Source organism: Bowmanella yangjiangensis, from assembly GCF_018531185.1.
Taxonomy (GTDB): Bacteria; Pseudomonadota; Gammaproteobacteria; order Enterobacterales; family Alteromonadaceae; genus Bowmanella; species Bowmanella yangjiangensis.
The window spans coordinates 1200853-1216208 of the sequence record NZ_JAHDJU010000001.1 but is presented as its reverse complement, the minus strand read 5'-3'; the positions used below and the strand labels follow the sequence as shown (position 1 = coordinate 1216208).

The following is a 15356-nucleotide window of genomic DNA, read 5'->3' as shown; positions in this document are numbered from 1 at the left end:
AGCACGTGGTCGACACCTCGTCCCCGCAAGACGCACTGCATTGGTTACAGCAACATCACAGCGACGGCATTAATTTGTCGATTCGTGAGTTGTTGTATTACCAAAGTAAAACCAGCTTGCTGGACTTAACCCCCAGAAAGACCATTCAGGCCAAGCTAGCCGGGACTTACCTGGCCAAAACCAAAGGCCGGGGGATGGAATTTGATGAAGCCAGGCATTATCAGCCCGGTGATGATATTCGTGCCATTGACTGGCGCGTTACGGCCCGCACGGGGAAAACCCATACCAAGCTGTATCGGGAAGAAAAAGAGCGGCCGATTTTTATCCTCACCGATCTGTCTGCCAGTATGCATTTTGGTACCCGTTTTTTGTTTAAGTCGGTCCAGGCCGCTCACCTGACGGCGCTGATCGCCTGGTCGGCGCGCAAACGGGGCGACCGTATCGGTGGCTTGCTGTACAACCAGGACCAGCATCTGGAATACAAGCCACTGACCCGGCAAAAAGCCGTAATGTCGCTGATGAGTGGCCTAATGCAGTTGCATCAGCCACATCAAAATAAGCCGCAGCAACTGAGTTTCAGTGACGCCTGCGCGAGATTACGCCGCCTGGCCCGCCCTGGCAGTTTGATCTTTCTGATCAGCGATTTTAGCCAGTTAAACGATACGGCCAAGCAGCATTTGCATCGTTTGGGCCGTCACTGCGAACTGGTGGCCTACCCCATCAGCGATCCATTTGAACATGCCTTGCCGTCGGTCAAAGTGCCGCAGCTAGTCAGCGTCACAGACGGCAGCGAGCAACGTACATTGCTGCTTGGGGAAAAGCAGGCTGCCGAGCAGTATTTTCAAACTCATCAGCAACAAACCGATGCCATGATTCGTTTGCTTAAACAATGCCGTTGTCAGGTCTTACCGGTATCCTGCGCTTTGCCGCTAGAGCTGCAATTGGGGACCAAAGCATGAACGCCAATCCCCTCGCAGAACTGAAAGACATTCATCTACCCGACCCGGTCAGTGCCTGGCCACCTGCTTATGGGTGGTGGCTACTGGCAGCGGTGATTTTATCGCTGCTGATTTTCACAGTCAGAACCCTTGTGGCCGCCCGGCGCAAAAAGCTGGCAATTCGACAAGCCCAGGCCGAACTGGCCAGCTTGGATCTGACTCAGCCTCACTGGCCGGATAGCCTTAACAGCCTGCTTAAACGTTTAACCTTGACCTATTTACCCCGCGAAGCCAGTGCCAGTTTGCACCAGCAAGCCTGGTTAAACCTACTGGCCGGTTTGCTGCCACAAAAACGCCGGGAGGCATTTGTCCGCGACTACCAGCCGCTGTTGGATAATCTCTATCGGGCCGATGCCAAACTGGAGAATGCCGAGCACTACCGGGGTCTCGCCAAGCAGTGGATAAACCAAGCACTGCCACCGTCGAAAAAACGCTTACGGGAGGCAGGCCATGTTTGAGTTTGCCTGGCTGTGGGCCCTGTTGGCGCTGCCGCTGCCGTTTTTATTTCGTTTATTGCCAGAGCGGCACAAGGGCCAAAGCGCCGCCCTACGGGTACCGCATCTTGACGCCAGCTTTGTCGGCACCTCACGCAAAACCGGCAGTAGCCGTAGTCGTTTGGTGATGGCTACGCTTGCCTGGTTATGTCTGGTGCTGGCGGCCGCCCGTCCGCAGTGGCTGGGCGAGCCGGTCAATGTACCTGCCGAGGGACGGGATCTGATGATTGCGGTGGACTTGTCCGGCTCCATGAAAGTGGAAGATATGCAGGTCAATGGCCGTACTGTTGACCGTCTGGTGATGATCAAACATGTATTGGGTGAATTTATTCAGCGCCGGGTGGGTGACCGTTTGGGCCTGATTCTGTTTGCCGATACCGCCTATTTGCAAGCGCCTTTGACCTATGACCGGGAAACCGTGCATCAACTGTTGGATGAAGCCGTGATTGGTCTGGTGGGTGAACAAACCGCCATTGGCGATGCGGTAGGCCTGGCGGTAAAACGTTTTGAGGCGCGCAAAGAGTCCAACCGGGTATTGATTCTGCTAACCGACGGTCAGAATACCGCCGGCAACATTACCCCAAGGCAGGCGAATGACCTGGCTATTCAGCACAATATTACTGTGTATACCATTGGCGTGGGTGCTGACAGCATGCTGGTACAAAGCTTCTTTGGCACCCGTCAGGTTAATCCTTCGCAGGAATTGGACGAGAACATGCTGACCGAACTGGCGCAAAGCACCGGCGGACAGTATTTCCGCGCCCGCGATACCCAAGGTTTGGAAGCCATTTATGCCAGACTGGATGAGCTGGAACCCGTTGCCCGGGAAAGCCGTCAAATGCGCCCGCAAACCGCGCTGTTCCATTACCCTCTGGCCCTGGGGCTGGCGCTCACCGTATTACTCAGCCTCAGCCCAGTTGGTCGCTGGTTGATGAATCTGCCTAGGAGGAGCGCATGATAGACGTCAGTCAGTTTCATTTTCTGCGCCCAGGCTGGTTACTGGCACTGCTGCCGCTTCTGGCACTACTGTTGTCGCTGCGCTATCTGGGGCGTCACCAATCCGGTTGGCAAGGTGTTCTGGCCGGGCATTTATACCGGCATCTGGTCACCGATGCGGCGACCAGCAAAAAGCGCCCACCGCTCAGTCTGTTAGCGCTGGGCTGGCTTTTGGCCACCATTGCCCTGGCAGGCCCCACTTGGGAGAGATTGCCGCAACCGGTATTTCAGTTGCACACGGGTAAAGTAGTGGTAATGGATATGTCTTTGTCTATGCGAGCCACCGACGTCAGCCCTGATCGCTTGACCCGCGCCCGTTACAAGGCCATGGATTTAGTCAATGCCATTGGCGAGGGCGAAACCGGTTTGGTGGCCTATGCCGGAGAGGCCTTTACCATCAGTCCGTTAAGCTCGGATGCGCAAACGCTTAATACGTTAATTCCCAGCCTGGCACCTGAGATTATGCCGGTGCCAGGTAGCGAGCCAACCGAAGGGCTGCGTCAGGCCATTGAACTGCTGAGTAATGCCGGATACCAGCAAGGCGAAATATTTTGGATAACCGATGGTGTCGAGCCCAGCCAGGTAGCGCCTATTACCCATTTGATTGGGGATACACCATTTAGATTGTCGATTCTGGCGGTAGGCAGCGACGAAGGCGCACCGATTAAACTCACCAATGGTGAACTGCTTAAGCAAAGTGATGGCAGTATCGTCATTCCGCGCCTGGATGAGAGCAATCTGAAGCTGCTGGCCGACAAAGGTCACGGCCGCTATGCCCGTTTGCAAGCCAACGACAGAGATATCGAATACCTGACCAGTCAGGAACTGCTATCGCGGGAAACCAGTGAAGACCAGCAACAGCAAGCCGGTGACCAATGGCAGGAAGCCGGGCCTTACCTGTTATTGCTGTTATTGCCCATTGCCGCGTATGGCTTTCGCCGTGGGATCTTAAGCATTTTTGCCCTAAGCCTGCTGATTAGCCCGCTGTTGAGCAAGCCCGTATATGCGAGCGTGTGGGACGATTTATGGCAACGTGGCGATCAGCAAGGCGCAGCGGCTTTTGCCAACAAAGACTACGAGCAAGCCGCCAAGCAATTCAGTGACCCCATGTGGCAAGGTAGCAGCTTGTATAAAAGCGGTGACTTCCAGGGCGCCCTTGATGCCTTTTCCAAAGTTGATAGCCCACAAGCCTGGTACAACCAAGGCAATGCTTTGGCTCACCTGGGCGAGTTCGACCAAGCCATTGCCGCTTATGACAAAGTATTGGCAAACGAGCCGGATAACGAAGATGCCAAAGCTAATAAAGCCTTGCTGGAGCAGATGAAAAAGCAGCAGGAGCAGCAACAACAGCAGTCTTCTAACAGTCAGCCACAGCAGGATCAGCAAGGCGACAAACAGGAACAGCAACAAGACCAGCAGCAACAGCAGGGCCAGCAAGATGGTCAGCAGCAGGAGTCTGAGCAGGACCAGCAACAGGACGGCCAGCAGCAACAGTCCGAGCAGGACCAGCAAGATCAACAGGCGCAAGAGCAAGAACAGCAGCAACCTTCCGAACAACAGCAAGATGGTGAGGAACAGCAGCAGGCTCAGGCGCAAGCCGAGGAGGCCCAGTCCGATGAGGAAGCCCGCGAAGAGCAGCAGCGCCTGCAAAATCTATTGCGTAAGGTGCCGGATGATCCCGCTTACCTGTTAAAAAGGAAGATGTTGCTGGAAAACCAGCAGCGCCGTCGTCATAGCCTGCCTAACCGAATTCAAAGGAATTGGTGATGCAATCAGTGTTCGTTAAAACCACGTTTTCCGTTTTCTTAGTTGTATTGGCCAGCCTGATGCTGAGCCAAACGGCCCGTGCCGATGTCACCGAAGTGCATGCCTCGGTAGACAAAAATCCGGCTATGGTAGATGAAGGTATCGTCCTTGAAGTGACCGCCAACGATTCGGTGGACAACAATAAGTTTGATCCCTCCCCTTTGCTTAAAGACTTTGTGGTGGGCAGAACCTCGGTCAGCACCCAAACCCAGATCGTTAACTTTGATATGACCCGCACCACCAAGTGGACCACCCATTTGATTCCACGAGAGGCAGGACGTTTCCAGATCCCGGCATTTGAAATTGATGGCGTGCGCAGCCAGCCGATTAATCTGATGGTATTGCCCGCCAGCTCAGCGACACGGGGCCAGGCACGGGATATTTTTATTGATACTAAGGCCGACCTCAGCCAGGTATATCTGCAGCAACAAATTCACTACACAGTAAAGCTCTATCTGGCCAGAGATCTTCAAAGAGGCAGTTTGTCCGCCCCCAAACTGCAAGGGGCAGACATACGCCAGATTGGCAAGGACAAGGAATACAGTGAAATCGAAAACGGCCAGCGCTACCGTGTGATTGAACGTCGTTTTGCCATTATTCCGCAAACCAGCGGCAAGTTTACTATTGAAGGCCCGCTGTTTGACGGTGAAGTGGTTGAACGCAACAGTCAGTCATTTGGCTTTTTCAATCAAACCAAAACCATCACCAGAGTCGGCCCCTCCATCGAGGTGGAAGTACTGCCCATCCCAGCAGCTTACCCTTATCACTGGCTGCCCAGTGAATATGTAGAATTACATGAAGAATGGCAAGGTAGTAGTCAGGAATACCGGGTTGGCGAGCCTATCACCCGCACTGTCACCTTAACGGCGTTAGGCGTGGTGGAAGAACAGTTACCTGCAGTAGAAAGCCAATACCCTGATTCGGTGAAAACCTACCCCGACCAGGCCAACAGCGCGACAGTAGAAAAAGACGACACCCTGGTTGCTCAGCGTACCGAGACAGTGGCCATTATTCCGTCCAAAGCAGGTGAGCTGCTGTTACCAGAAATTCGTATCCCCTGGTTTAACATTGTCACGCGCCAGACCGAGTTCGCCACTTTGCCGGCCAAGACCATCCAAATTGAGCCTGCCGCACCAGGCAGTACCAATGCCATTCCTCAGCAGCCGGCAGTGGATCAGGCGCCCGCACCTGATCAGCAAGCCGAGCCGATGGATATCCATCCGCCGGTCAGCTTCCAAACCCATGATGGTTGGTGGTCTATCAGCAGTACGGTGCTACTGGTCTTATGGTTATTGACCTTACTGCTATGGTGGTGGCAGAGTCGAAAACAACCTAAACGCCCTGTTGCAAAGGTTAAAAATGAAGCCGAAGATCAGGCCTGGCAAAACCTAATGTTAGCCCTGAAAAACCGAGACAGTCAGCAAACCGTGCAGGCACTGACCCGCTGGTTAAACCTGCATTTTGGCATAAAGGGTAGCCTGGCTCAGTGTCGCCAACGTATTACCGACGCAGGTTTAAACACCGCCATAGAACAATTACTTGCCAGTCGCTATGCACCAACAGGTGCCGATTGGGATGCCAATGGATTGAAGGCATCGTTGATAACACTACGCAAGGAGCAAAAAAGGCGTAAGCAGCGGCCTGGTGAAGGCTTGGTCAGCTTGAATATCGCCTGATTATAACTAAAACGACAATCTGGAGACGCTCATGCAACCTCAACGATTATTCCAGGCCAGCCTGATTGCGCTGGCTATTAGTGCCTGTAGCCCGGCCGAGCCACCAAAGCAAAACACCACGGCAACGGCCAGCACCGAGGTTAGCCAACAGAGCGAATCCGAGCGCCTATCGGCTTTCTTCGCCCAGAGCTATAAAGAGGATCTGCAACGCTCTCCCATGACACAAAGCTATCGTGGACTGAAATGGGATTACGATAAATGGGACGATGTTTCCGAACAGGCTGCGGAGCGAGAAGCTGCTTTGTATACCCAACGTCTCAGTCAGGCAGCCCAGTTCGACATGGGCAAGCTGGATGCACAGGAACAGCTCAGTCTGACGCTGTATCGCCTGGATTTGGAGCGCAAACTGGCCAATGACAAATTCCGTCATCATAGCTATATCATGGATCAGTTCAGTGCCTGGCATACCCAGGTACCCAGCTTCCTGATCAATATCCACCGAATTACCGACAGCAGTGATGCCAACGCCTATGTTGCCCGCTTAAATGGCGTTAAAAACTTGTTTGATCAGGTGATTGAGCAATTAAAGATCAGAGAAAAACTCGGCGTTTTCCCGCCAAAATGGTCTTATGATCAGATGGTTGCTGCGTCACAAAACGTGATCAGTGGCGCGCCGTTTGACGATACGGGTAAAGATTCCACCCTTTGGCATGACTTTACTACCAAGCTGGCGGCGCTAAACCTGCCAGAGGCTGAACAGCAAAGTTTGCGTGAGGCCGCTCAGCAAGCGCTGCTGTCTAGTGTTAAGCCAGCCTACGAGCAGATGATTGCCGAACTAAAACATCAGCGCGAGCTATCACCTGAAGGTGATGGTGTATGGCGTTTACCAGACGGCGAAAGCTGGTATAGCAACCGTCTGAGCTGGTTCACCACCACTGACCTCAATGCTGAAGAAGTACACCAACTTGGTTTGGATAACGTCGCACGCATCCACCAGCAAATGCGTCAGATCATGACTAAAGTCGGATTTGAGGGTGACTTGCCGGCATTCTTTGAATTTATGCGTACCGACGCACAATTCTATTACCCCAATACCGATGAAGGCCGTGCTCAGTACCTGAGTGAAGCCAAGGAACTGATCGACATTATGCGCGAGCAATTGCCCGCGTACTTCGGTCTGATTCCGCAAGCCGACATGGTAGTTAAACGGGTAGAAGCATTCAGGGAAAAATCCGCTGGCAAAGCCTTCTATCAAAGCCCGGCACTAGATGGCAGTCGTCCTGGAACCTATTACGCCAACCTGTATGACATGAACAATATGCCCATCTACCAGATGGAAGCACTGGCTTATCATGAAGGTATTCCGGGTCACCATATGCAACGTGCCATTACCCAGGAACTCAAGGGTATTCCCGACTTTCAGAAATATGCCTCGTTCACGGCTTACACCGAAGGTTGGGGACTGTATACCGAAGAATTGGCCAAAGACATGGGCTTCTATGCCGACCCCTACTCAGATTTTGGCCGTTTAGCCATGGAGCTGTGGCGCGCTTGTCGACTGGTGGTCGATACCGGCATGCACAGCAAAAAATGGAGCCGTGAACAAGCCATACAATATCTGCTGGACAATACCCCCAACCCACAAGGGGACGTGGTCAAGGCCATTGAGCGTTATATCGCTATGCCCGGACAAGCCACCGCCTATATGGTGGGTAAGCTGAAGATTATGCAACTGCGTCAATATGCCATGGACGAACTGGGTGAAGATTTTGACTTCCGTGGTTTCCATGACGAAGTGCTCAAGTACGGGCCCTTGCCGCTGAATCTGCTGGAAAGCAAAATCAAGGCCTGGGTAGCTGCGCAGAAAGCCTGATAAACCAAGAAAAGTCCGGCCACACCGGACTTTTCTATTTCTGCCTCTCCTATACACTTAGCCTTAGCCCGGCCTGGAAAACAGATAATTATGTTTTTTCGAAAGCAAAGTCCGCCTGCCTCGGTCAATGCAGACATGATAACGAAACAGCAACGTTATGAAGCGCTGGTGCAGGCGTTGCATGGCGATATATACAGATATGCATACTGGTTGGTGGGGGATAAAGCCGTCGCCGAGGACATAGTGCAGGAAACTTTCCTGCGCGCCTGGAAGTCATTGGATTCCTTATTGGATGAAAAGGCCGCCAAGTCCTGGTTGATCACTATCCTTCGCCGTGAAAACGCCCGTCGTTTTGAGCGTAAGCAGTTTGATTTGGTTGATATGGATGACTATAGCCTGGCGGATGACGGCCCGGATCATGATACGCAACTGCAACAACGGGAAATTCATCAACTTATCGGGTCACTGGCAGAGGAATACCGTGAGCCTCTGATGTTGCAGGTCATCTTCGGCTACAGCGGAGATGAAATAGCCGAACAACTGGATCTCAACAAGAATACCGTAATGACCCGCTTATTCCGGGCCAGAAACCAGATAAAGGATGCCCTTGAACAGGCATCAGAACGCCGAGGACGTAAAAATGGATGATTTAGAATTTCGCCGCACCATTTATGCTGATCCTCACAGTCGTGACGAGCGGCTTAAACAAGCCATTGCGCAGGATCCAGCTAAAGCACAGGCTTGGCAGGAAGCCCGTCAGTTTGATGACAAGCTGAAACAAGCCGCTAAAGTACCGGTGCCGGATGGCTTAGCCCAGCGACTGCTGTTGCGCCAGTCCATGCAGGCTCATCGCAAACAACGACAGCAGCGCAACTGGTTTTTAGGGCTGGCCGCGTCCACCGTGTTGGTGGTAGGGCTGACTTTTACGCTATGGCAGCCTGGTCAGGTTGACTTGGCAGAAAATGCCCTGGCCCATGTTTACCACGAGCACAAAGCCCTGGTGGTGGATGAAAACCTGAGCTTAGAGCAAGTTAACGCCAAGCTGGCCAGTTTCGGTGGCGAATTTGTTGCAGACATTGGCAAGATTTATTACGCCAATTTTTGTGACTTCCAGCGAATCAAAAGCCTGCATATGGTGGTTGGCAGCCCGCAAGGTAAGATCACCGTGTTTATTGTGCCCAGTAGTGAAAGCATGAAGTTCTCTGAATACTTCAGTGATCAGGAATACCAAGGCAAAGCACTGAATATGCAACAAGCCAGCCTGATTCTGGTAGGCAGTAAACAACAAATACTGACACCTCTGGAAGAAAAGCTGAAAGCCAAGCTGCGTTTCTCAGCATAAAAGACATCAAATTGGGGGCAACTGAGCCCCCAATTTCTTTTCATCACATTTATTCACAAAGATTTCATATCTGTCGGTTGACAGTATCTATGGCTGTTGGCAAAGTAACCCCTTAACCCTCAGATCGGAGAAGGCCCATGAACAAGTCAGCGTCCTCTAAGCAGATGATCCTCTGCGTTGCTGATATTGCATGTAGGCTCCCGGTCTTGTTCCTCACAGGTCGAATTCGTCGAATTATTCGGTAGCGAATTTGATCGGGAGCCACCCCGCCACATTGCTTGGCATTGATTAACTAAAACCGGGCTCATGCCCACCAGAATTTGCTCGCTTAGGCATTGATCCGCCTGCGACAACTGCGCTTGTTTTCTTGCAGGCCGGTGGCCGCTTGGCGTTTATTGCCGCTTTTTATTTGGAACAGTTATGACGGAACAAACTCAACGTCCATCACTTTATCAGCTGTTTAAACAGGCCCTGAGGGGGGATGTGCAGCATGATTTTACTAAAGGCTCTATCGGTATCGCAGCGTTCCTGCTAGCCGTACCAATGGTGCTGGAAATGGCCATGGAATCCATCTTTGCCATTGTCGATATCTTTTTCGTTGCCTCACTAGGTTTTGAGGCCGTTGCAGTAGTTGGTCTCACCGAAGCGGTGCTGACTATTCTGTACGCCGTGGCCATTGGCCTGAGTATGGGTATCACCGCCTTGATTGCCCGGCGCATCGGTGAAGGAAATCCGCAAAAAGCTAATCAGGTGGCTGGGCAAGCCCTGTGGGTCGGCATGCTGGTGTCCATGCTGGTTGCCTTTGTCGGCCTGGTCTATTCCCAGGATATCCTGAGATTAATGGGCGCTGACGAAAAGGTACTGGCAGTGGGGGCAGACTACACCCTGGTTATGCTGTGTGGCTCAATCACCATTTTGTACTTGTTTTTGATCAACGCCATATTCAGGGGAGCCGGTGACGCTTCCGTGGCCATGCGCTCATTATGGCTGGCCAACGGTTTAAACATCGTGCTCGATCCATTGCTCATCTACGGTATTGGTCCCTTTCCAGAAATGGGCGTAACAGGCGCTGCAGTGGCCACCACTATAGGTCGTGGTGTAGGGGTGCTGTATCAGCTTTATCACCTGCGTGGCCACGCCAGTCGTATCAAAGTGGGACTGGCTGAACTCAAGCCGCAACTAGAAGTGATGCTAGGCCTGATAAAAGTCAGTATAGGCGGGATCCTCCAGTTCTTGATTGCTACCGCCAGTTGGGTTGCTCTGGTACGTATCGTTTCCACCTACGGCAGTGCGGCGGTGGCGGGCTACACCATTGCCATTCGCGTGGTGATCTTTACCATACTGCCAGCCTGGGGATTGAGTAACGCAGTGGCCACTCTGGTGGGACAAAACCTGGGAGCGGGAAAGCCCGACCGTGCCGAGCAATCCGTTTGGCGAATCGCCAGATACAACCTGTACTTTATGCTGAGTGTGGCGGTGGTATTTATTCTGTTTGCTGAATTTATCATCGGCTTGTTTACCACCGACCCGGCGGTTATTCGTGACGGGGTAAATTGCTTACGCTTTGTGGCCTATGGCTACGGGTTCTACGGCATAGGTATGATAGTGGTGCAGGCGTTTAACGGTGCAGGAGATACGATGACGCCTACCCGTATTAACTTTCTGTGCTACTGGATGCTGCAGATACCACTGGCTTACAGCCTGGCTAAATATGCGGGACTAGGCACCAATGGGGTCTTTATGGCGATTACCATTGCCGAATCTTTGCTGGCGGTTGTCGGCATCTGGTATTTCCGCCGAGGCCATTGGAAAACCAAAACCGTATAAACCTATAAGCCCTGAATTTCAGGGCTTTTTTATTGAAGATAATGGAATACGCCATCCGCCGTTTATCGCCGATTATTGCCAACTAACCTGATCAGTACATGTTAGTAGTTCGATTTATCGATGCTCGGGTGTATGGTCAACAAGGCAACACCCTTCGTTATCCAATGGAACAAAAAATGAAAAAAATCTCACTCCTGTGGCTGATAGGCCTGGTGGTATGGACGAGTATTAGCAGTAGCGTCTATGCCGATGACAAAAAGGCCGAACAAGCGCGGGCGGATTACATTCGCTCACACTACGCCAAATATGAATATCAAATCCCTATGCGTGACGGCACCAAGCTGTTCACTTCTGTCTATGTGCCTTACGACAAATCACAAAAGTACCCCATATTGATGCAGCGTACCCCATACCGGGTCGCACCTTATGGTGCCAGCGACTACAAAAAAGCCCTGGGACCCAGTGAAATCTTTGAGAAGGAAGGCTTTATCTTCGTCTTCCAGGATGTCCGCGGTAAATTTATGTCCGAAGGCGAATACGTCAATATGCGCCCGCAGGATGCCTACAAACGGGGCAATAAAGCTACCGATGATGCAACCGACACATACGACACCGTAGATTGGCTGGTGAAAAACCTGCCAAACAACAACGGCAATGTAGGCATGTGGGGGGTATCTTATCCCGGCTACTATACCTCCGTGAGTGCCATTAACAGCCACAAAGCCTTAAAGGCCATCTCTCCGCAAGCGCCAATTGCGGATTGGTTTTTTGATGATTTCCATCGCAATGGTGCCTTTGTGACGCCCATGGCGTTTTTGTTCTTCGATAGCTTTGACAAGCCTCGTGATGGCCTGCACTACGCCTGGCCAGAGAAAATGAAGGAACAAACGCCGGATGGTTATGACTTTTTCCTGAAACTGGGCCCACTGAGCAACGTCAACAAGCACTATTTTAAAGGCGAGCGTCCATTCTGGAATGAAGTGATTCAGCACCCCAACTACGATGAGTATTGGCAAGCCCGCGACGTGCTGCAGCATTTAAATAAAGTGAAACCGGCAACTTTAGTTGTCGGCGGTTGGTATGACACCGAAGATCTGTATGGCCCCCTGGCGACCTATCAAACCATGTCGAAAGCCAATTCTCAGGATAACGTTAAGCTGATTATGGGCCCTTGGTTCCACGGTCAGTGGAACCGGGGCAAAGGCGATAGCATGGGCGAAGCTCAATTTGGTTTTGATACCAGCGAGTGGTTTCAACAGCAAGTGCTGCTGCCGTTTTTCAAACAGCATCTAAAAGATGGAAAATCAGCAGGCTTAGCCCGCGCGACTATGTTTGAAACCGGTGCCAACCGCTGGCGTGAATTTGCCCAGTGGCCACCTAAAGAGGGTAAAGATACCACCTTGTACTTCGGTGCCGACCAGCGCCTGCTGACACAGCCAGAGAGCAAAGGCGGCTATGCCGACTACATCAGTGATCCGAAGAAGCCCGTACCGCACTCGGCTAAAGTTAGCCGCGGCTGGGATCGCCCTTATATGGCTGAAGACCAGCGTTTCGCTGCCCGCCGCACCGATGTGCTGGTATTTGAAACAGAGGTTGCCGAACAGGACATGACCCTGGCAGGCCCCCTCGATCTGAACTTATGGGTATCCACCTCTCAAGGCGACGCCGATTTTGTGGTTAAGCTGGTTGATGTCTTCCCAGGTAAACTTGCCGATGACGATAAGGTTGACAGTGCCACAGGTAACCGCCATGAACTAGTTCGCTGGGGCGTGATACGCGGCCGTTTTCGCGACAGCATGAGCGAGCCCAAGCCGTTTGAATCTGGCAAGCCCACTCAGGTAGCGTTCAAGCTTGAAGATGTTTTACATACCATCAAGCGCGGTCACAAGCTGCAAATTCAGGTACAAAGCAGCATGTTCCCCTTTATCGATATGAACCCACAGAAATACGTGGAAAATATCTTCGACGCCACGGAAGCTGACTTTGTTAAAGCCGAGCACAAGCTTTATCACAGTGCGGAATATCCCAGTTCCATCCGCTTTAAGGTGCTGAACTAAACGTATTAACGCCACCTTAGGGTGGCGTTTTTGTTGGTTTAGGGTAACGTCAACGGCCTGTGCATATCCCGATGCAGTATACCGCCGTCGTCGTATTCCTCCCCTACCCCAATAAATCCCCATTTCGCGTAAAAGCCCTGCAGATGACTTTGGGCACTGAGTTTCAGCGTTGAAAACTCAGCACCTTGGGCAGCTTTATCCAGTAACTGCTGCATCAACATATCACCTAATCCACAGCCCCTGGCTTCTGGAGCAAGAACGATTCGCTCAAACTTGTAGCAGCCTGACTGCCTATCCCCTCTTAACCTCGCATAGGCAACCAGCTGTCCCCCCTGATCTTCGCCGAGCAGATGCCAACTATCGGCATCCAGACCATCAATGTCGGTGTAGATACTTTGTTGCTCAATAATAAAAACCTGCTGTCGTAAGGCGAATACAGCCTGTAACTCCAACAACTGTAATTGCTGGAATTTACACCAGCGAAATTTGACTTTCATAAGCCCTCTGGAGAAAAGATTAACGACTTGTTAGCATGATAAAGCAATTGACTGATTTATCTTATTTTCCTGTCCGACTCTGGTCGGACAATTTTTTGCTTGCTCCTCAAAAAGAAGGAGCCTCAGCGGGCCGTCGGGGTAAACCGGCGTCAGGAATAGCAACAGGCCATTCCTTGCCTTTAGGTGAGAATAACAACACAGGAGACCTTAGTGGAAACCGGCACCTTAATATCACTCGCCCTTTATTTTATCGCCATGCTCGGCATTGGCCTTTATGCCTATCGCACTTCTACCGACGACGTTTCCGGCTACATGCTGGGAGGCAGACGTTTAGGCCCTGGCATTACGGCACTCTCTGCTGGTGCCTCTGATATGAGTGGCTGGATGCTGATGGGCTTACCCGGAGCCATGTATGTGGCGGGTATTTCGCAAATCTGGATTGCGGTCGGCCTGGTAATAGGTGCGTTTTTAAACTATCTGATCCTGGCACCGCGCCTACGGGTTTACACCGAGGTGGCCAATGACTCCATTACCATTCCCGATTACTTTGCCAACCGCTTTGAAGACAAATCCAAGGTGTTAAGGATCCTGTCTTCGTTGGTGATTATCGTGTTTTTCACCCTGTATACCTCGGCCAGTTTGGTAGCTGGCGGCAAGTTATTCGACAGCTCCTTTGGTATGGACTATAGCACCGGCTTGTTTGTAACTGCCGGGGTAGTTGCAGCCTACACCCTGTTTGGTGGTTTTCTGGCAGTCAGCATGACCGACTTCGTTCAGGGCTGCATCATGTTCTTGTCTCTGGTGTTAGTACCTGTGGTTGCCTTTAACCATCTTGGCGGCATTGAGCAGGTTACAACCGATGTTAGTCATATCAATGGCGCGATGCTGGATCTCTTTACCAATGCGCAAACCGGTCAGGCCTTAAGTGCCCTGGGGATTATTTCTTTATTAGCCTGGGGACTGGGTTACTTCGGTCAGCCTCATATCATTGTGCGTTTTATGGCGATTAACTCCGTAAAGGCAATTCCAACCGCCCGCCGCATTGGCATGAGCTGGATGATTGTCTCCATTATTGGTGCCTTGGCCACGGGCTTTGTCGGCGTGGCGTATGTAGCCCAAACCAAAATGACGCTGGACGACCCCGAAACCATCTTTGTGGTGTTTTCACAATTTCTGTTTCACCCGTTAATCGGTGGTTTTCTGTTAGCGGCCATTCTGGCTGCCATTATGAGTACCATTTCCTCGCAGCTGCTGGTTACGTCCAGCTCTCTGACCGGTGATTTCTATCAGGCTTTCCTGCGTAAAGACGCCAGCCAGAGCGAACTGGTACTGGTTGGTCGTATCTCCGTGCTTATAGTATCCATAGTGGCCATCGCCCTGGCCTGGGATCCACAAAACACCATCCTGAATCTGGTCAGCAATGCCTGGGCCGGTTTTGGTGCAGCCTTTGGACCTGTGATCATTATTAGTCTGTTCTGGAAGCGTATGACCCGAGCCGCCGCGCTGTCGGGTATGTTAGTCGGTGCAGGAACCGTGTTGTTCTGGATCTATGCCCCAGTCACCATCAACGGCCAGTCTTTGAGCAGTTGGATGTATGAAATCGTGCCCGGCTTTATCTTGTGTACACTGACCATTCTGGTTGTCAGTTTATTTACCCGTCCGCCCAGCCAGGCGATGCAAGACACTTTCACTAAGATGGAAAATAAACTCCAAGCAGATCAAGCCTGACAATTGACCCGGCATCTGCCGGGTTAATTTTTTATTACTCACAATTAACATCTTATGTGATA

General features: G+C 51.7%; 12 protein-coding genes. 11 read left to right on the top strand and 1 reads right to left on the bottom strand.

Annotated elements, in window-relative coordinates:
• Positions 1 to 5: 5 nt before the first annotated feature.
• The 10 genes from KJY73_RS05455 (at position 6) to KJY73_RS05410 (ending at position 13069) form a co-directional block, all read left to right on the top strand.
• Positions 6 to 959, top strand: coding sequence for a DUF58 domain-containing protein (locus KJY73_RS05455; RefSeq protein ID WP_229702276.1), 954 nt, complete (start codon positions 6 to 8; stop codon positions 957 to 959).
• Positions 956 to 1456: a DUF4381 domain-containing protein gene (locus KJY73_RS05450; protein WP_214341055.1), complete on the top strand. Its 501-nt coding sequence runs from the start codon at positions 956 to 958 to the stop codon at positions 1454 to 1456. Before KJY73_RS05455 ends, KJY73_RS05450 begins: the two co-directional genes overlap by 4 nt.
• Positions 1449 to 2450, top strand: a complete 1002-nt coding sequence (locus KJY73_RS05445) for a vWA domain-containing protein (protein WP_214341052.1) — start codon at positions 1449 to 1451, stop codon at positions 2448 to 2450. Before KJY73_RS05450 ends, KJY73_RS05445 begins: the two co-directional genes overlap by 8 nt.
• Complete coding sequence (locus KJY73_RS05440; RefSeq protein ID WP_214341050.1) at positions 2447 to 4255, top strand: vWA domain-containing protein; 1809 nt, start codon at positions 2447 to 2449, stop codon at positions 4253 to 4255. Before KJY73_RS05445 ends, KJY73_RS05440 begins: the two co-directional genes overlap by 4 nt.
• A complete protein-coding gene (locus KJY73_RS05435) occupies positions 4255 to 5970 on the top strand; it encodes a BatD family protein (RefSeq protein WP_214341047.1) in 1716 nt (571 codons plus the stop codon). Before KJY73_RS05440 ends, KJY73_RS05435 begins: the two co-directional genes overlap by 1 nt.
• Before the next feature lie 31 nt (positions 5971 to 6001).
• Entirely contained in the window at positions 6002 to 7843 is a 1842-nt protein-coding gene (locus KJY73_RS05430) for a DUF885 domain-containing protein (protein WP_214341044.1), read from the top strand.
• A 90-nt stretch (positions 7844 to 7933) separates the two neighbouring features.
• Positions 7934 to 8491: a sigma-70 family RNA polymerase sigma factor gene (locus KJY73_RS05425; RefSeq protein WP_214341029.1), complete on the top strand. Its 558-nt coding sequence runs from the start codon at positions 7934 to 7936 to the stop codon at positions 8489 to 8491.
• The gene (locus KJY73_RS05420; RefSeq protein WP_214341026.1) at positions 8484 to 9185 is read left to right on the top strand and encodes a DUF3379 domain-containing protein; all 702 of its coding nucleotides are present in this window, start codon (positions 8484 to 8486) and stop codon (positions 9183 to 9185) included. The genes KJY73_RS05425 and KJY73_RS05420 overlap by 8 nt, the downstream gene beginning before the upstream one ends.
• Before the next feature lie 420 nt (positions 9186 to 9605).
• Positions 9606 to 11012, top strand: coding sequence for an MATE family efflux transporter (locus KJY73_RS05415; RefSeq protein ID WP_214341025.1), 1407 nt, complete (start codon positions 9606 to 9608; stop codon positions 11010 to 11012).
• 176 nt (positions 11013 to 11188) lie between these two features.
• Positions 11189 to 13069, top strand: a complete 1881-nt coding sequence (locus KJY73_RS05410) for a CocE/NonD family hydrolase (RefSeq protein ID WP_232848397.1) — start codon at positions 11189 to 11191, stop codon at positions 13067 to 13069.
• A 38-nt stretch (positions 13070 to 13107) separates the two neighbouring features.
• Here the strand turns inward: KJY73_RS05410 and KJY73_RS05405 are convergent, their stop codons facing one another.
• Entirely contained in the window at positions 13108 to 13566 is a 459-nt protein-coding gene (locus KJY73_RS05405; RefSeq protein WP_214341022.1) for a GNAT family N-acetyltransferase, read from the bottom strand.
• A gap of 210 nt (positions 13567 to 13776) precedes the next feature.
• Between KJY73_RS05405 and putP the strand changes: the two genes are divergently transcribed.
• Positions 13777 to 15294, top strand: a complete 1518-nt coding sequence (putP, locus tag KJY73_RS05400) for a sodium/proline symporter PutP (RefSeq protein WP_214341020.1) — start codon at positions 13777 to 13779, stop codon at positions 15292 to 15294.
• Positions 15295 to 15356 lie beyond the last annotated feature (62 nt).